Origin of the sequence: Kitasatospora sp. NPDC096077, from assembly GCF_040303245.1 — a bacterium.
Classification (GTDB): domain Bacteria; phylum Actinomycetota; class Actinomycetes; order Streptomycetales; family Streptomycetaceae; genus Kitasatospora.
On record NZ_JBEOSV010000093.1, the window covers coordinates 14,146 to 30,335 of the forward strand.

Sequence of the window (16,190 nt, forward strand, 5' to 3'; positions counted from 1 at the left end):
CCGCACGACCCGAGGAGCAGACCATGCACGCAGCGGTAGGTGACCGGCTCCACATCCACAGCAGGTCGGTGGGCATGGTGGACCAGAAGGGCGAGATCGTCGAGGTGCGCGGTTCGGACGGCCAACCGCCGTACGTGGTCCGCTTCGAGGACGGCCACGAGGGCCTGGTCTACCCCGGCCCCGACTGCAACGTCGAGCCCCGACTGGCGGAACGCTGACCGACTCCCCCGCCGCCCCGGGGTCGGGGCGGTGAGGAGCGGTGTCCGCCGCCACGACCCCGCTGCCCGGGGCGCTCGCCGGGCTCGCGCCACTGCTGGACCACTACGGGTACCTGGCGGTGGCGCTGCTCGTGCTGCTGGACAACTGCGGCATCCCGGTGCCCGGGCAGACCGTCCTGATCCTCGCCTCGGTGTACGCGGGCAGCGGGCACCTGGACTTCGCCGCCGTGCTGGTGATCGCGGTTGCCGCCGCCACGCTCGGCAACAGCCTCGGCTACCTGATCGGCCACACCGGAGGGCGCGCCTTCGTCCACCGCTGGGGCCGCTACGTGCTGCTCACCCCGGCCCGGATGGAACGTGCGGACGCCTTCTTCGCCCGGCAGGGCGGCAAGGTGGTCGCCGTCGCCCGCTTCGTCGACGGGCTGCGCCAGTACAACGGCATCATCGCCGGGACCACCGAGATGCCCTGGCGCCGGTTCGCCGTCTTCAACCTGGTCGGCGCCGTGCTGTGGACGGCCGTCTGGGGCACCTTCGGGTACGTCGCCGGGGCCAACATCGGGACGGTGTACCGGACGGCGCTGCGCTACCAGCTGTGGTTCGCGGTCGGACTCGGGGTGCTGGTCGCGGCCCTGCTGCTGCGGCAGGTGCTGCGCTACCGGCGCCGCCGTCGCGCGGACGGCTCCGATACCGGCTCCCAGGCCGCCCAGGACAGGCCCTAGCGCAGCGGGAACACCTCGAACGACACCGCGAAGCGCGTCCCCAGTCGGGTCCCGGCGCCGCGGCCGGCGCCCTCCAGGAACTCCCGGGGCTCCACCATCGCCCCGCCCGGGCCGCCCAACCCGGCCAGGTACGCCTTGTGCTCGGTCAGCGAGGCGACGCCCAGGTCGAAGGTGTCGGTGGTGTCCACCGCGTGCCGGGCCTGCGGCGAGGCGGCCGCCCAGATCTGCCGGACCCCGTTCCAGGGCTGGTGGCCCTCGTCCAGCAGCTCGCGGAACACCCAGCGGTTCCCGGCGTCGCGCACGCCGTCCAGGGTGGCCCGGCCGACCGCGATGTGGTCGGCCTGGTTGAGCAGCACCCCGCCGTAGGTGTCCCGGAAGTTACCGGTGATCACGATGTCCGGGCGGTGCCGGCGGACCACCCGGGCGATGTCGCGGCGCAGCGGCAGCCCGTACTCGACCACACCGTCCGGGTGGCCGAGGAACTCGACGGTCTCCACCCCGACGACGCGGGCCGAGGCGATCTGCTCGGCCTCGCGCAGCGGACGGCACTGCTCGGGGCTGACCGCGTCGATGCCGGCCTCGCCGCTGGTGACCATCACGTACACCACCGTCTTGCCCTGGGCGGTCCAGCGGGCGACGGCCGCGGCGCCGCCGTACTCCATGTCGTCGGGGTGGGCGACGATCGCCACCGCGGTCCGCCAGTCCTCGTCGACGTGCTCGAAGGGCTCGAAGGGCTCGGGGGCCTGCTCGGTCATGCTGTCGTCCTTCGTTCGCGGTTCAGCAGGGGGCAGGGGCAGAGGCAGAAGAGTCCTACCGTCGTACCGCAGGTGACTCTAGGAGATCGCGCTCCCCACTCACCGTCAGACACCGCCGCCACTCCCGCACTTGCCCCTGACCCATGCGTCAGGGGTTACCGTCCGGGCACCCCGCGGCGGCCCCGACCGCCGCACCTCCCATCCCCGTACGAGGAGAGCCGTCATGGCCCTGCCCACCACCGCCCGCGTCGTCCGGCTGGCCGCCCGGCCGACGGGACTGCCCGGGCCCGGGCACTTCACCGTCGCCGAGGAGCCGCTGCCCGCGCCCGGGCCCGGCGAGGTGCTGGTCCGCAACCGGGCCTTCCTGGTCTTCCCCGGCCTGCGCACCCTGATCGGCGGCGAGGCCGCCGGGCTGCCGCTCCCCCGGATCGGCCCCGGCGACGCGCTGTTCGGCCCGGCCCTCGGCGAGGTGCTGGCCGCTCCGGACGGCGGGCCGCTGCGGCCCGGCGACCTGGTCACCCACCTGTCCGGCTGGCGGGACGCACTGGTCGCCGGGGCCGACCGGTTCACGCCCGTCCCGGCGGACTTCCCGGACCCGCCGGCACTGCTCTCGGTCGGCTCGGCCGGCTACGGGGCACTGACCCGCACCGCCGCGGTGCGCCCCGGGGACGTGGTGCTGGTGACCGGTGCGGCGGGCGCGGTCGGCACCCTGACCGGGCAGCTCGCCCGGCTGCTCGGCGCCGCCCGGGTGATCGGCACCACCCGCTCGCCCGGCAAGGCCAAGCGGCTGACCGACGAACTCGGTTACGACGCCGTCCTGGTGCCCGGTGCCCGCCCGCTCGCCGAGCAGCTGGCCGAGGCCGCGCCGGAGGGCCTGGACGTGGTGGTGGACCTGGTCGGCGGTGAGCAGCTGACCACCGCCGTGGACGCCGCCCGGCGCGGCGCCCGGATCGCCGTGGTCGGGGCGCTGTCCGGGCAGCTCGACCCGGCGCGGCCCGGCGGCAGCGGGCCCGCCGTGATCGACGGCTTCCGGGTCTGCACCCTCGGCCTGACCCTGCGCGGCTTCACCGGCGTCGACCACCCGGACCTGGACGCCGAGTGGCGCGAGCGGCTCGGCGGCTGGCTGCGCTCCGGGGAACTCTCCTTCCCCTGGACCCCGGTCGCGGGCATCGATCGGGCCCCGGAGGCGTTGGCCAGGCTGTACACCGGAGACACCTTCGGCGCGACCATCGTCGAACTCTGAGCACGGGGCGTGCCGTCGGGCCCCGGGCCGCGGGTTCCGAGCACGAGGAGACGGGATGCGGATCGGCGACGCGGCGGCCGCGGCGGGCACCACGCCCAGGGCCCTGCGCTTCTACGAGCAGCGCGGCCTGCTGCCCCCGCCGGCCCGCACCGCCTCCGGCCAGCGCGAGTACGGCCCGGGCGAGGTCGCCAAGGTCCGGCTGATCCGCCAACTGCTGGCCGCCGGGCTGACGGTGGACGATCTGGCCAGCCGGGCGCACCGGTTCGACCTGCTGGACGAGGACCCGCCACGGCGCTGCGGTACGAACCCCGGCCCGGAGACCTTCGCCCCGGTGGTCTTCGCCCGGCTGGCCGCCCTGGACGCCGAGATCGCCCGGCTCACCGGCCTGCGGGACAAGCTCGCCCGGCTCGCCGCCACGGGGGGAGCGGACGAGCCGGGCGAGGACTGAGGGCCGGTCAGCCGGCTTCCGGCACCAGCCGGGGCGCGGCGGCCTGCGGCTGCGGCCAGCTGATCCGGGTCGCGCAGAGCGAGACCACCGCGGCCGAGGCGGCCACGGCGGCCATGCCCCAGACCAGGCTGGTGCCGCCGGCGATGAAGCCGATCACGGCGGGGCCGGCCAGCAGGCCGGTGGTGCCCATGGCGGCGACCAGGGAGAGCGCGTCGGAGCCCTGCCGGGCGGCCGCGACGTAGACGCACGGGGTGACGGCGGCGACGCCCAGGCCGACGCAGGCGAAACCGAGCAGGGTCGGCACCACACCGCCGACCAGCAGGGCGAGGGCCAGGCCCAGACCGCCCAGCAGGCTGCCGGTGCGGACGATCCGGCCGTCGCCGAAGCGGGTGCGCCAGCCGTCGGCGAAGATCCGGGCGCACACCATCATCACCGAGACCACGGCGATGCCCAGCGGGGCGAGTCCGGCGCCCGCGTGCACCACGTCCTTGAGATAGAGCGCCGACCAGTCGTTCATGGCGCCCTCGGTGACGGTGCCGAAGACCATCGCCAGGCCCATCCAGAGGGTGGCCGCGACGGGCAGCGCGAAACGGCGGCGCGGCTTCTTCCCCTCGCCTGCGGTGCCCTCCCCGACGGCGCCCTCCCCGGGGGCGGTCGCCTCGGAAGCGGTCTCCTCGGGAGCGGTCTCCGCCGGGCCGTCCGCCAACAGGCCCGGCCGGGCGGCCAGCACCAGCACCGCGAGCAGCACCGCGGCCAGCCCGAAGTGCACGGCGAGGGTGCCGGTGAAGGCGTTGACGCCGGAGGCCAGCAGGGCGGCCAGCAGCGAACCGGCGCTGAAGGTGGCGTGCAGCCTGGACATCGTGGTGCGCTCGAACCGGGCCTCCAGCGCGGCGCCCTGGGCGTTCATCGCCACGTTCAGACAGCCGACCGCAACGCCGTCGCAGAACAGCACCAGCAGGGTGAGCGGGTAGTTCGGCACCACCGACAGCGCGAGCAGGACCACGCCCAGGGCGAGCGCGGAGAGCACCGAGAGCAGGCGGGAGCCGAACCGCCGCATCAACACCGCGACCAGCGGGAAGGACACCGCCGCACCGATCCCGCAGGTCATCAGCAGCAGGCCGATCTGGGCCTCGCCGAGGTCCAGCCGGGCCTTGAGCGCGGGCACCCGGGAGACCCAGGTCGCGTACTGGAACCCGAGGGCGAAGAACAGTGCGCCGATGGCCAGTTGGGACCGTCGGAACGGGTCGCGGGAGGGGGACATGTGCATCAGCCCACTTCGACTCTGGGTGCGGACCCGGGGGTCGGTTCCGCGGGGTTCGGGGCGCGGTCCAGCGACTTGGCCATGTAGACCGCCTCGGCGCCGTAACTCGCGGGCAGCCCGATCTCGGGCCGGGCGCGGTACCCGAGTCGGGACCACACCACCTGCGAGCCGCGCACGGCGACCAGCGAGAGGCTCCGACGCCCGGCCGCCCGGCCGGCCTCCTCCAGGTGCCGCATCAGCCGGGGCGCCAGGCCCCGCCCGCGCGCCCGCTCGGCGATCACCAGGTCGTGGGCGTGCAGGTTGCCCTGCTCGCGGCCGCCGACCGCGCCCTCCTCGGCGGCGCTCAGGTCCGGGCAGCGGAACAGCGGGTACGGCAGGGCGAGCAGATAGCCGGCGAAGCCGTCGGCGTCCTCCAGCACGAAGCAGGTCGACGGCGAGGCGCGGTGCCGGGAACGCAGCGCGGCCCCGCCCTCGGACAGGCCGCTGGCGGCGTAGGCGCGCTCCTCGGCCGCGATCACCTGCGGCCAGTCCTCCTCGCGGAGCAGCCGGATCCGGATGTCGGTCATGCGTCCCCTCCGTCCGGGGCCGGGCCGCCGACGACGGTGTACGGCAGCGGTGCGAAGCCGTTGAACCCCTGGGTGGCGTAGGCGGTGGCGTACGCGCCGCAGGAGTGGATCCACACCGGGTCGCCGGAGGCGATCGCGCGCGGCACCCGCACCGCGCCGCCGTCCTGGGCGAAGGCGTCGTCGCTGTCGCAGGTCGGGCCGGCCACCACGGCGTTGACGAACTGCCCGCCGGGGTGGCTGGGGAACTCCAGCCGGTACTGCAACTGGTCCATCTCGTACAGGCCGTTGAACTTGCCGCAGCTCAGGTAGAGCCAGTCCTCCCGGGTGCCGTCGAGGCGGTGGCGGGAGGTGAGCCGGGCGACGTGGGCGCGGATCGCGCCGTGGTCGGCGACCAGGTGGCGGCCGGGTTCCACGAGGAAGTCCAGCGGGGCGGCGTTGACGGCGCGCAGCCGCTCCATGCCCTCGCGGATCACCGCGAACATCTTGTCCAGCGGCGGTTCCAGCGGCCGGCCGCGCCGGTCCAGCACGCCGAGGGCGGGCAGTCCGCCGCCGAGGTTGATCCGGTCCGGCACGATGCCACGCCAGTTGAGCGCCTCCAGCACGGCGGCCAGGGTCTCGATCGCCGCGCCCCAGGCCTCGGCGGTCATCTGCTGGGAGCCGACGTGCACGGACAGCCCGGAGGGGGTCAGCCCGGCGGTGCGGGCGGCGTCGAGCACCCGCACGGCGTCCTCGGGCGAGCAGCCGAACTTGTGGCTCAGGCCCCACAGGGCGCCGTCACCGGTGGTCGCGATCCGGCAGAACACCCGTGCTCCGGGGGCGTGTTCGGCGATCGCGGCGACATCCTCCAGGCTGTCGGTGGCGAAGTCGCGCACGCCCAGCCGGTAGGCCTCGGCGATGTGCCGGTCGGACTTGATGGTGTTGCCGTAGTGGATCAGCTCGGGCGGCACGCCGGTGCGCAGCGCCTGGGCGATCTCCTGCGGGCCGGCCGCGTCGAAGCCGGAGCCGAGCCGGGCGAGGTGGTCGAGCACCTCGTCGACCGGGCAGGCCTTCATCGCGAACCGGACGGCGACGCCGGGCAGTTCGGTGCCCAGGGCGGCGTACTGGCGGCCGATGCCGTCGAGGTCGTAGACGATGGTGTCCTCGGTGGCGGCGGCGAGTGCGGCGCGCAGGGTGCCGTGGTCGTGCGGGTCGGGGCCGGGCGCGCGGTCGGCGTGCACGGTCTCGGCCGCGGTCGGCGCGCGGTGGTTGGTCCTTCCGCGCGCCTCGGCGGAGTGGCGCGGTTCGGTGGTCGGGTGTGTGGTGCTCTGGGGTGTCACGGATGAACTCCCGGTGCGTGCGGCTGGGGGCCGGACAGGCCCTAGCTCGGGAGCCGGTCGGCGGGGGTGGCCTTGCTCGCCCGCACCAGCGGGCCCCACGCGTCGATCAGCAGGGCGAAGTCCTCGATGTCCGCCTGCGCCTCGTCGAGCAGGCGCGCCCGTCGGGGCGCCAGGTGGTCGGCGAACGCGGCGTACCTGCCGCCCAGTCGCCGGTAGCAGCGGTCGAGCTCGGCGAGCCGACGGTGGTTCTCCGCGCGGTCCGTCGCGGCGCTGCGGCGGGCGGAGTCGGCGATCGTCCCGGGGCGGACGTGGTGCTGCTCGTCGAGCAGGGCCTCGCCGGCCCGCTCCAGGTCGGCGTAGACGGGGTGGAGGTAGAGCATGGAGAGCAGGAACTTGGCGTAGCGCTCCTGGTAGGCGGTGAAGCCCGCGTCGCTGCGCCGATCCGGGGTGTAGTAGTTGACGATGTGCCGGTTGTGGGTGACGCCGGGCAGGGTGGCGTCGTGCACCAGGTGGTGCAGGAAGTAGTCGCTGCCGATGGTGTCGGTGGCGGGCGGCAGCGGGACGCGCTCGTACACCTCGTGGTCGAGGGCGATGTTGCACATGTCGATCCGCCAGATGTCCGGCCGGTCGAGCACGACGCGGTCGGCGGTGAAGGGTTCGGTGCCGCCGCCGGTGAAGGAGTCGGCGACCAGGTCCCGGCGTTCCTGTTCGGTGGCCCCGGTGGGCGCCCAGAGCGCGACCACGTCGTGGTAGACGGCGGGGTCGAGGGTCTGGATCTCGCCGATGTCGACGGAGAGTTCGCCGATGAAGGAGGCGCCGACCAGGGCGACCGGCTTGTCGGCGTGCGCCGGGTCGAGGGTGTGCTCGGTGACGGCGGCGGCCGCGTCGGCGGCCTTGAGTCCGATGGTGGCGAGCTCGTGGTCGATCGGGAACACCGGTGCGCCGTCGAGCCACTGGTAGCGGCTGTCGGAGTCGCGGCGGTGCACCGAGGTGCAGCCGAGCGCGGCGGCCAGCAGGAAGGCCCGGTTGGTGCAGGCGCCGTAGGAGACGGCGTCGGGCAGCATCAGGTCGAGCAGCCGGTCCGGCCCGGGGAGGCCGGAGCGCTCGATCGCCCCGCGCAGGAAGGCGCGTTGGGCCTCCTCGTCGAGGTGGTGGACGACCACGCCCTCGGCCGCCGGCAGCGCGGCGAGGGCGGCGGCGTGCCGGGCCCGGGTGGCCGGGTCGGCGGAGTCCAGCACCAGCAGGTGCACCCGGACACCGAACTCCCGCGCGGCGTGGGCGGCTTCGGCGCCGATCGCCGGGATGGTGTCCGCGCACTCGCGGTTGGTGGGCAGGGTCAGGCAGACGGCGCGCATGACCGCTCCTCCGCGGGCTGCTCGAAGTCGCGGCCGGTCCAGGACTTCAGGCCGAGCAACTTCTCCCCCAGTTCGGTCAGTTCGGCCGGTCCGTAGCGCAGCGCCTCGGGCCGGTCGGCGTCCCCGACCAGGGTGCGGTTCCAGTCCGGCGTGCTGAGGGTGCGCCAGGACTCGACCCGGGAGCGGCGCAGCGGCTCGGCCTCCTCCAGGGCGGGCATCATGGACAGGTACTGGACCGAGCGCACGCCGCCCGCGGAGGTGTTGGGGGCGACCCCGTGGGCCAGCAGGCCGTTCCAGATCAGCAGGTCGCCGGCCTTCAACTCGGGCCGCACCACCGGGTACTCCGCGCGGTCGACGGCCGGGCGGATCGGGTCGCGGTCGGCGGGCTGGGCGGCCTGCCACTCGTTGTAGCGGCGGAACAGCTCCGGGTCGCACTGGAAGCCGCCGTGGTCGGGGGCGGTGTCGTTGAGCGCGATGATGCCCTGGACGCGCTGCGGGAGCATGCCCTGGGTGGTGTCGACGTCCCAGTGCAGTTCGATGTCGAAGCCCTTGTCGGTGGGCTCGATCAGGGCGCGGTCGCGGTTGCGCACGTTCGGCGGGTTGAGGTTGAGCCGGTCGAGGGTGACCCAGAGCTCCTCGCAGTCCCAGACGTCCACGAAGGCGTCGTAGACCCGCTGTGCCTGGCGGCTGTCCCAGATGAGCTGGTGGTGGTAGGCCTCGACGAAGCCGTAGATGTGCAGGTGCTGGTCGAGTTCGTCGCGGTGGTCGCGCTCGCGGTACCACTCCTCCGGGCGGTCGGGCGACAGGCCCTGGAACTCCCAGGCGAAGTCGAGCAGTCGCTGCGCGGCCGCGGCCGGGACGGCCTGCCGCACCACGACGTAGCCGAAGGTCTGCCAGTGGGCGAAGTCCGCTTCGGAGAGCACCCGCAGCGGGTGCTTCTTGCGCAGTTCGCGCAGCGCGGTGCGGGCGAGGTAACTCTCGGTGTCGGCACTGAAGTAGGGGCGTGACGAGGCGGCCCGGTACAGATATTCCTCGGCGGGTTCGGCAGGGCTCGGCATGGGCGGTCACTCCGTGGTTCGTGGTCGATGCAGCGGTTCCTCGGGCGCCCGGTGCGGGCACGGCGAGCCGGTGGCCGGTCGTCGGCCGACAGCGGAAATGGGTGCGCGGACCGGACGCCGGTCCGCATGCGCTCCTTCTCACCCGGGCCCCCGAGCAGCGTTCAGCGCCACGTCAGGGGGCCAACTCACCCGTCCGGCAAGGACACTCACCCCGCATCAGGCCCTGCCGAACCGCGCTTCCCCATACGTTGGACTAGACCAACTAATGGTGTCAACCCTTTCCCGCGGGTTACCGATTGGGAATCCGCGCAGTTCACGGCGCCCTCTCAGGGTTCGCTTTATGTTTCGGAGACTGACATAAGGCCCCGGGAATGTTTCGACAATTGACATAACCACGGAGGGTGAACCGGACCGCCCCGCCGTACGTTGGGTCTGTGGCACCCACCCGACGCGTCCGACCGGCCCGCACCCGGCTGGCCCCACCCGGCTGGCTGACCGAGGGCCTGCGGCCCCGCGCCGCCCCCGTCCCCTGGGCCGCGGCGGCCCGCGCCGCGGTCGCGCTCGCCGCCCCGCTCGCCGTCGGCACCGCCACCGGCCGGCCCGGGTACGGCGCACTGGTGTCGATGGGCGCGCTGTCCGGGGTGATCGGCGACACCGCCGACGCCTACCGGATGCGGGTGTACAACATCGCCGTGCCCCAGCTGTTCGGCGCCCTCGGGCTGTTGCTCGGCACCCTGGTGCACGGCTCCGGCTGGACGGCGGTCGCGGTGCTGACCGTGGTCGCGCTGGTCTCCGGCATGATCTCCTCGATCGGCGCGGTCGCCTCCGTCTCCGGTCTGCTCCTGCTGCTCGACGCCGTGGTCGGGGCCGGGCTGCCGATGCCCTCCCCGTGGTGGCTGCCGCCCGGCCTGCTGCTGCTCGGCGGCCTGCTGGTGCTCGCCCTCACCCTGCTCGCCTGGCCGCTGCGCCGCGGCACGCCCGAACGCGCCGTGGTCGCCGACAGCTACCGGGCGGTCGCCGGACTGCTGGAGGCCACCGGCACGCCCGACTACGAGGACCGGCGCCGGGCGCTCACCCAGTCCCTCAACCAGTCCTACGACCTGCTGCTGGCCCGCCGGGCCCGCCGGCACGGCCGCTCCGCCACCCTGGTCCGGCTGCTCGCCCAGCTCAACGCGCTGATCCCGGTGGTCGAGGGCACCGCCGCGGTCCACCTGCGCCCACCGGAGTTCGGCCCGCTGCCCGCCGCCTACCCGGCCGCCGTGCGCGAGCTCGCCCGGGCCGTCGAACGCGGCCGCCCCGGCCCGGCCCCCATCCCGGCGCCGCCCGAACTACCCGAACTGCCCGAGCCCCGCGGCCCGTCCACCCGCGCGCTGGCCGAGGCGATCGAGCACGCCGACCTCGTCGTCCGGGAGGCCGCACCGGACCCGTACGGCGCCGCCGACCGGCTCGGCCGGCCCGCCGGGCTCCGGGTCCGGGCCCGCCGGGCGACCCGGGCGCTGCTGCTGTCCGGCGCCTCCTGGCGGTACGGGCTGCGCCTGGCGCTGTGCATCGGGCTGGCCCAGGTGCTGGTGTCGGTGATCGCCGTCCCGCGCTCGTACTGGGTGTCGCTGACCGTCACCTTCGTGCTGAAGCCGGACTTCGGCTCGGTGTTCTCCCGCGCGGTGCTGCGCGCGTTCGGGACGGCCGCCGGGCTGCTGATCGCGATCCCGGTGCTGGCCGAGGTGCCGCACGGCTGGTGGGACGTACCGGTGATGGCGGCGCTGGCCACGCTGATCCCGGTGCTGTCCGCCAAGGGGTACGCCTTCCAGACCGCCGCGATCACCCCGGTCATCCTGATGCTCTCCGACCTGCTCAACCACCAGGGCTTCCACCTGGTCGCACCCCGGCTGTACGACTCGCTGATCGGCTGCGGCATCGCGCTGCTGGCTGGCTACCTGCTCTGGCCGGAGTCCTGGCACACCCGGATCGGCGACCGGCTCGCCGACGCCGTCCAGGACACCGCCTCGTACGTGACTTTGGCCTTCACCACCGCGCCGGGACGGGACGAGCCCGCCCGGGCCCGCTACCGGCGGCGGCTCTACCGGGACCTCTCCACCGTGCGCAGCGAGTTCCAGCGGGCGCTCACCGAGCCGCCGCCGGTGGGCGCCCGGGCGGAGGCCTGGTGGCCGCTGGTGATCGCGGTGGAGCGGATCGTGGACACCACCACCGCGACCCGGGTGCGGGTCGAGCACGGCGCACCGGTGCCGAGCCCGGCCGAGGTCGCCCTGGTCACCCGGGAGCTGACCGACCTGGCCGAGGCGCTGCGCACCGGCACGCCCGCGCCCCCGGGCGGCGGCCCGGACACCCTGGCGCCGGACTGCGCGCTCGCCCGGCTGCACCACGAGGTGCGGGCGGCGCGGTCGGTGGCCTACCACTGACCGGCCGGGCACACGGGGCGCGGCGGGTGCCGACCGGGCCCGGCGGGTGCCGGCCGCGCTCAGTCCTGGATGCGCCGCCAGGGCCGGTCGGCCTCCAGCTCGAAGGCCAGCTCCAGCAGCAGCCGCTCCTGCCCGTGCGCGGCCGACAGGTGCACCCCGATCGGCAGCCCGCTCGGCGCCGCCCCGGCGGGCAGCGCGATGCCCGGGCCACCGGTGACGTTGTTGACCGGGGTAAAGGCGACGTAGCGCAGCAGCCGGTCGATCAGCTCGTCGAAGGCGACGTTCGGGCTGAGGTGCCCGATCGGCGGGGCGGTGTGGGCAAGCACCGGGGAGAGGATCGCGTCGTGCTCGCGGAAGATGCCCGCGTACACCGCCTCGGCCCGGCGCAGCCGGCGCAGCACGCCCGGGGTGCGCGGGAACTCGGCCCGGAAGCTGCGGCGCAGCCCGGTGGTCAGGCCGTCCAGCTTCGCCGCCCGAAAGCTCGGGTCGAGCAGGACCTTGCCGGTGAGCGCGATCACCCAGGCGATGTAGCCCCAGTAGGAGAGGAAGTCGCGGGAGAACTCCTCGCCGAACGGCAGGGTGGTCGGCACCACCCGGTGGCCCATCGCCTCCAGCCGGGCGGCGGTCTCCTCGACGGCCCGGCGGGTCGCCTCGTCGGTCTTGGCAGTCGGCGAGTCCACCACCAGCCCGATCCGCAGCCGGCGCCCGCCGGGGCCCTCGACCAGGCCGATCGGGGGCAGGCCCGGGTTGCGGTGGTGGCGCTCGGCGGCGGCGTAGAAGGCGGCGGTGTCGCGCACCGAACGGGTCACCACCCCGTCGGTGACCAGGTCGATCGGCAGCTTGCCGCCCTGGGCGTTGGCGACCAGCCGTCCCCGGGTGGGCTTGAGGCCGACCAGGCCGCAGCAGGCCGCCGGGATCCGGATCGAGCCGCCGCCGTCGTTGGCGTGGGCGATCGGCACCACCCCGGCGGCGACCAGGGCCGCCGAGCCGCCCGAGGAGGCGCCGGGCGAGTGGGAGGTCTTCCAGGGGTTGCGCACCGGCTGGGCGGTGGCGAACTCGGTGGAGGCGTTGAGGCCGAACTCGGGCAGCCGGGACTTGCCGAGCACGGCCAGGCCGGTGGACAGGAACTGGTCGGTGAACGGCGCGTTGCGGCGGGCCGGGCGGGCCCGGTAGGCCTCGCTGCCGTTGGCGGTGGGCAGGCCGCGCAGGTCGACGTTGTCCTTGAGGAAGGTCGGCACGCCCCAGAGCGGGCCGCCGATGCCCTCGCGGCTGATCCGGGGCCGGTCGTAGCCGGGGTGGGCGACGGGCAGCAGTGCGGCGTCGATCCGCCCGGCGCGGGCGACGGCGGCCGCGACCAGCTCCCGGGGGTTCACCTCGCCGGCCCGGACCAGGGCGGCCAGCGCCACCGCGTCGTGCGTGCCGAGGGCGTCGTCGGTGAACGCGTGGGCGCGCTCGTCGGCCATCCCAACTCCCAATCGGTAGTACCAACGGGCAGTACCGGCTAGTAGTACCGGCCGGTAATCGTACGGAGCTCGCAGTGTAGGCGCGCGGCACCGCCCCCGGATACCCCTGCCCCCCGCGACCCCCGGCGGGCCGTCAAGCCCGCTACGGCGCACGGGCGTTCGGCCTGCGCCCCCGCGTTCACCCCACCCGCCGGGCGCGGACCGTTCGTGGACCGTTTCACCGCCGGGCACCGGGAAAGATCCCGAAGGCCCGACGAACCGGCTCTCCCGAGGTGACGCCCGTGCCCACCCAGTCCCGCCCGACCGTCCGCTACACCTCGGTCACGGCCCCGCGCGCGCTCCCCCTGCTCGGCCACGCCCCCGCCCTGATCCGCAACCCGCTCGCCTTCGTGGCCGGCCTCGCCGCCCACGGCGACCTGGTCCGGCTGCGGCTCGGCCCGGTCGACGCGTACGTCGCCTGCCACCCCGACCTGGTGCGCCGACTGCTCACCGAGGACCGCACCTACGACAAGGGCGGGATCGTGGTCGAGAAGGCCCGCGAGGCCTTCGGCAACGGCCTCGCCACCTGCCCCGCCGCCGCCCACCGACGCCAGCGCCGGATGCTCCAGCCCGCGTTCCACCGCGACCGGCTGCCCGGCTACGCCGCCCTGATGGCCGAGGAGATCGCCGGCACCACCGCCGGCTGGCGCGACGGCGACACCGTCGACGTGCCCGCCGCGATGTACCGCCTCTCCACCGCCGTCACCGCCCGCTGCCTGTTCGCCGCCCACGAACGGGCCGGCTCGCTGCCCGTCCACGCCTGCATGGACGAGGTCGCCCACGGCGTCGCCCGGCGGATGATGCTGCCGCTGCCCGGCGCCGACCGGATCCCCACCCCCGGCAACCGCCGCTTCGCCCGCGCCCGGCAGGACCTCCGGGAGATCACCCGCCGGCTGACCGCCGACTACCGGGCCGCCGGCACCGACCACCACGACCTGCTCTCCGTGCTGCTCGGCACCCGCGACGAGGACGGGCAGGGCCTGACCGACGAGGAGATCCACGACCAGGTGGTCACCTTCCTGCTGGCCGGGATGGAGACCACCGCCGCCACCCTCTCCTGGGCCTGGACACTGCTCGCCGCCAACCCGGCCGTCCGCGACCGCCTGCACGCCGAGCTCGACACCGTCCTGGACGGCCGCCCCGCCCGCCACCAGGACCTCCCCGCCCTGCCGCTCACCGCCCGGATCGTCAGCGAGACCCTGCGGCTCTACCCGCCCGCCTGGATCCTCAGCCGCACCGTCGCGACCGCCACCGAACTCGGCGGCCACCCGCTCCCGGCCGGCGCCACCCTGCTGTACAGCCCCTACCTGCTGCACCGCCGCGCCGACCTCTTCCCCTGCCCCGACCGCTTCGACCCCGACCGCTGGCTCACCACCGCCCGCCCCGCCCCCGGCAACTACACCCCCTTCGGCTTCGGCGCCCGCCGCTGCATCGGCGACGCCTTCGGCACCACCGAGGCCGCCCTGGCGCTGGCCACCATCGCCGCCCGCTGGACCGTCACCCCCACCCGCGACCGGCCGATCCGCCCGCACCGCAGCGCCTCGCTGTCCCCCCGCCCCTTCACCGCGAGGCTCGGCCGACGGATCCGCTGAACGGCGGGCCGGCCCGGGGCGCCGTCGAGAGGCCCGCCCGAGGGACGCGCCGAGCCGGAGTTCATCGGCATTCGGTACTGTCCCCAGGGTGGCCGACCGCATCCGGGCCGGCCCGACCAGCCGCTCGACCGGGACACCATCAGAACATGAACGCTCGAAGCCCGTTGGGGCTCCTCACCGGGCTGCTGCACGCCGTCCGCACGTACCCGCGGCGCTCGCCGCTGACGCTCTGCTACGTCGGGCTGCTGCTGCTCGGACACGCCTGGGTCGAGTACGGACTGTCCGAAGCCCGGGCCGACGACCTGCGCGGCTACCTCAGCACCAACCTGGACAACCTGCACGACCACCCGGTCCGCGCCCTGGTCGGCAGCGCCCTGCTGTACGACGGCACGCTCACCGACATCGCCTCCACCGGCTTCGGCGGCACCCTGATCACCCTCGGCCTGGGCATCGTGGTCGCGCTGTCCTGGGCCGAACGGCGCTTCGGCACCCCGCGCGCCGCCGCGGTCTTCCTCGCCGGGCACGTCGGCGCCACCCTGGTCACCGCCCTGGTGATCCTCTTCGCCCTGCACCAGGGCTGGTACCCGGAGGACGTGCGGGCGGCCTCCGACTACGGCATCAGCTACGGCGCCCAGGCCGCCCTGGCCTTCGCCACCCTGGCGCTGCCCCGCTGGGCCCGGCTGCCCTGGGGCGCCTTCGTGTTCGCCTGGCCACTGGCCGGCGACCACGAGTGGCCCGGCCCGCTGCCGGAGTTCACCACCGTCGGCCACCTGCTGGCCGCCGCGCTCGGCTTCGCCCTGGCCGCCGCCACCGCCCGCGGCCGACGGCGCGCCACCGCCCTCGCCACGGCGCGCAGCGGGGGGTGACCGCTTCCGCGGGCCCGGGCCGGCGCCGTGGGGCCGCCCGCCCGACGGACCCGGGCAGGCCCGTCAGCGGGGCGGGCGGCGGTCGGCGGCGAGGTCGGTCAGCAGCCGCTCGATCGACGCCAACCGCTCCCGCAGCTCCTCGACGTCCCCCTTGGTGGCACTCTGCTCGGCCGCCCGGAGGGTGACCAGCAGCTGCCCGTCCGGCTCCAGCCGGGCCCGCGAGACATCCGTGACGTTGTCGCCGTTCTGCACCCGGATCGCGTGCTCCAGCTCGGACGGGCGCAGCGCCAGGTCGCGCAGCGCACCGGGCACCAGCTTGCCGTCGCGCACCACCGTGGTGGGTGAGCCCTCCAGGATCCGGGCGGCCCGCGGGTCACGGGCCAGCCAGCGGGTGATGCCCGCGTTCACCGCGATCAGGGTGGCCGCGCCGATCGTCCCGCCGAGCAGGCTGTTGTCGTTGCCGATGATCGCGTTCTGCACCACGTTGGAGAGCAGGAACACCACCACCATGTCGAAGGTGTTCAGCCCCGCCAGCCCGCGCTTCCCGGCGAGCCGGAACAGCACCAGGATCAGCACGTAGACGGCGATCGTCCGGAGGATCTTCTCCACGATCGGAATCTGGACGACCATCAGGTCATTCCACACGGCCCCGCTCCTCCCACCACGACTGTCCGGAACGGGGCCGACGCTACTCTCCGGGCAGGGCCGGGTCAGCGGTTAGGTCCTGTCCGGCCGATCTTGCGCTGCTCCGGCAAGATCGGCCGGACAGGGCCTAGCCTCAATGCCAGTGACTTAGGTCGTGCTCGCTCTGGTGATCGTGACGGTGGCCGGAGCGGGTGGTGGCCAGTTGCGGTGTTGGGCGCGTTTGAGGGGC

At 74.7% G+C, this 16,190-nt stretch carries 15 protein-coding genes; 7 read left to right on the forward strand and 8 right to left on the reverse strand.

Annotated features, from left to right (window positions below):
- Positions 1-23: 23 nt before the first annotated feature.
- Positions 24-218, forward strand: a complete 195-nt coding sequence (locus ABTZ03_RS40625; protein WP_350518268.1) for a DUF1918 domain-containing protein — start codon at positions 24-26, stop codon at positions 216-218.
- A gap of 41 nt (positions 219-259) precedes the next feature.
- Positions 260-937, forward strand: coding sequence for a DedA family protein (locus ABTZ03_RS40630; protein ID WP_350518269.1), 678 nt, complete (start codon positions 260-262; stop codon positions 935-937).
- Here ABTZ03_RS40630 and ABTZ03_RS40635 read toward each other — a convergent pair.
- The gene (locus ABTZ03_RS40635; protein ID WP_350518270.1) at positions 934-1,692 is read right to left on the reverse strand and encodes a PIG-L deacetylase family protein; all 759 of its coding nucleotides are present in this window, start codon (positions 1,690-1,692) and stop codon (positions 934-936) included. The two genes, ABTZ03_RS40630 and ABTZ03_RS40635, sit on opposite strands and share 4 nt — an antisense overlap.
- 223 nt (positions 1,693-1,915) lie before the next feature.
- Between ABTZ03_RS40635 and ABTZ03_RS40640 the strand changes: the two genes are divergently transcribed.
- Together ABTZ03_RS40640 and ABTZ03_RS40645 are read left to right on the forward strand one after the other, a co-directional pair.
- Positions 1,916-2,935: an MDR family NADP-dependent oxidoreductase gene (locus tag ABTZ03_RS40640; RefSeq protein ID WP_350518271.1), complete on the forward strand. Its 1,020-nt coding sequence runs from the start codon at positions 1,916-1,918 to the stop codon at positions 2,933-2,935.
- 55 nt (positions 2,936-2,990) lie between these two features.
- A complete protein-coding gene (locus tag ABTZ03_RS40645; protein ID WP_350518272.1) occupies positions 2,991-3,383 on the forward strand; it encodes a MerR family transcriptional regulator in 393 nt (130 codons plus the stop codon).
- Between the two features lie 7 nt (positions 3,384-3,390).
- Here the strand turns inward: ABTZ03_RS40645 and ABTZ03_RS40650 are convergent, their stop codons facing one another.
- The 5 genes from ABTZ03_RS40650 to ABTZ03_RS40670 form a co-directional block, all read right to left on the reverse strand.
- A complete protein-coding gene (locus ABTZ03_RS40650) occupies positions 3,391-4,644 on the reverse strand; it encodes an MFS transporter (protein ID WP_350518282.1) in 1,254 nt (417 codons plus the stop codon).
- A 5-nt stretch (positions 4,645-4,649) separates the two neighbouring features.
- Complete coding sequence (locus ABTZ03_RS40655; protein WP_350518273.1) at positions 4,650-5,210, reverse strand: GNAT family N-acetyltransferase; 561 nt, start codon at positions 5,208-5,210, stop codon at positions 4,650-4,652.
- Complete coding sequence (locus tag ABTZ03_RS40660; RefSeq protein WP_502894752.1) at positions 5,207-6,427, reverse strand: type III PLP-dependent enzyme; 1,221 nt, start codon at positions 6,425-6,427, stop codon at positions 5,207-5,209. Before ABTZ03_RS40660 ends, ABTZ03_RS40655 begins: the two co-directional genes overlap by 4 nt.
- 140 nt (positions 6,428-6,567) lie before the next feature.
- The gene (locus tag ABTZ03_RS40665) at positions 6,568-7,881 is read right to left on the reverse strand and encodes a DUF6271 family protein (RefSeq protein ID WP_350518274.1); all 1,314 of its coding nucleotides are present in this window, start codon (positions 7,879-7,881) and stop codon (positions 6,568-6,570) included.
- The gene (locus tag ABTZ03_RS40670; protein WP_350518275.1) at positions 7,863-8,939 is read right to left on the reverse strand and encodes a phytanoyl-CoA dioxygenase family protein; all 1,077 of its coding nucleotides are present in this window, start codon (positions 8,937-8,939) and stop codon (positions 7,863-7,865) included. The genes ABTZ03_RS40665 and ABTZ03_RS40670 overlap by 19 nt, the downstream gene beginning before the upstream one ends.
- Before the next feature lie 434 nt (positions 8,940-9,373).
- Here ABTZ03_RS40670 and ABTZ03_RS40675 point away from each other — a divergent pair, with 434 nt between their 5' ends.
- Positions 9,374-11,356, forward strand: coding sequence for an FUSC family protein (locus ABTZ03_RS40675; RefSeq protein ID WP_350518276.1), 1,983 nt, complete (start codon positions 9,374-9,376; stop codon positions 11,354-11,356).
- 59 nt (positions 11,357-11,415) lie between these two features.
- Here ABTZ03_RS40675 and ABTZ03_RS40680 read toward each other — a convergent pair whose 3' ends face one another.
- Entirely contained in the window at positions 11,416-12,819 is a 1,404-nt protein-coding gene (locus ABTZ03_RS40680) for an amidase (RefSeq protein ID WP_350518277.1), read from the reverse strand.
- 281 nt (positions 12,820-13,100) lie between these two features.
- Between ABTZ03_RS40680 and ABTZ03_RS40685 the strand changes: the two genes are divergently transcribed.
- Together ABTZ03_RS40685 and ABTZ03_RS40690 are read left to right on the forward strand one after the other, a co-directional pair.
- A complete protein-coding gene (locus tag ABTZ03_RS40685) occupies positions 13,101-14,450 on the forward strand; it encodes a cytochrome P450 (protein ID WP_350518278.1) in 1,350 nt (449 codons plus the stop codon).
- A 146-nt stretch (positions 14,451-14,596) separates the two neighbouring features.
- Positions 14,597-15,316 (forward strand): rhomboid-like protein, encoded by a 720-nt coding sequence (locus tag ABTZ03_RS40690; protein WP_350518279.1) that lies wholly within the window; start codon positions 14,597-14,599, stop codon positions 15,314-15,316.
- 63 nt (positions 15,317-15,379) lie between these two features.
- Here the strand turns inward: ABTZ03_RS40690 and ABTZ03_RS40695 are convergent, their stop codons facing one another.
- Entirely contained in the window at positions 15,380-15,961 is a 582-nt protein-coding gene (locus ABTZ03_RS40695) for a DUF421 domain-containing protein (protein WP_350518280.1), read from the reverse strand.
- Positions 15,962-16,190 lie beyond the last annotated feature (229 nt).

Coding starts and splice junctions, on each gene's coding strand:
- ABTZ03_RS40650 (WP_350518282.1), bottom strand. CDS start 4,644: ATGTCCCCCTCCCGCGACCCGTTCCGACGGTCCCAACTGGCCATCGGC.
- ABTZ03_RS40640 (WP_350518271.1), top strand. CDS start 1,916: ATGGCCCTGCCCACCACCGCCCGCGTCGTCCGGCTGGCCGCCCGGCCG.
- ABTZ03_RS40645 (WP_350518272.1), top strand. CDS start 2,991: ATGCGGATCGGCGACGCGGCGGCCGCGGCGGGCACCACGCCCAGGGCC.
- ABTZ03_RS40635 (WP_350518270.1), bottom strand. CDS start 1,692: ATGACCGAGCAGGCCCCCGAGCCCTTCGAGCCCTTCGAGCACGTCGAC.
- ABTZ03_RS40670 (WP_350518275.1), bottom strand. CDS start 8,939: ATGCCGAGCCCTGCCGAACCCGCCGAGGAATATCTGTACCGGGCCGCC.
- ABTZ03_RS40665 (WP_350518274.1), bottom strand. CDS start 7,881: ATGCGCGCCGTCTGCCTGACCCTGCCCACCAACCGCGAGTGCGCGGAC.
- ABTZ03_RS40690 (WP_350518279.1), top strand. CDS start 14,597: ATGAACGCTCGAAGCCCGTTGGGGCTCCTCACCGGGCTGCTGCACGCC.
- ABTZ03_RS40680 (WP_350518277.1), bottom strand. CDS start 12,819: ATGGCCGACGAGCGCGCCCACGCGTTCACCGACGACGCCCTCGGCACG.
- ABTZ03_RS40655 (WP_350518273.1), bottom strand. CDS start 5,210: ATGACCGACATCCGGATCCGGCTGCTCCGCGAGGAGGACTGGCCGCAG.
- ABTZ03_RS40625 (WP_350518268.1), top strand. CDS start 24: ATGCACGCAGCGGTAGGTGACCGGCTCCACATCCACAGCAGGTCGGTG.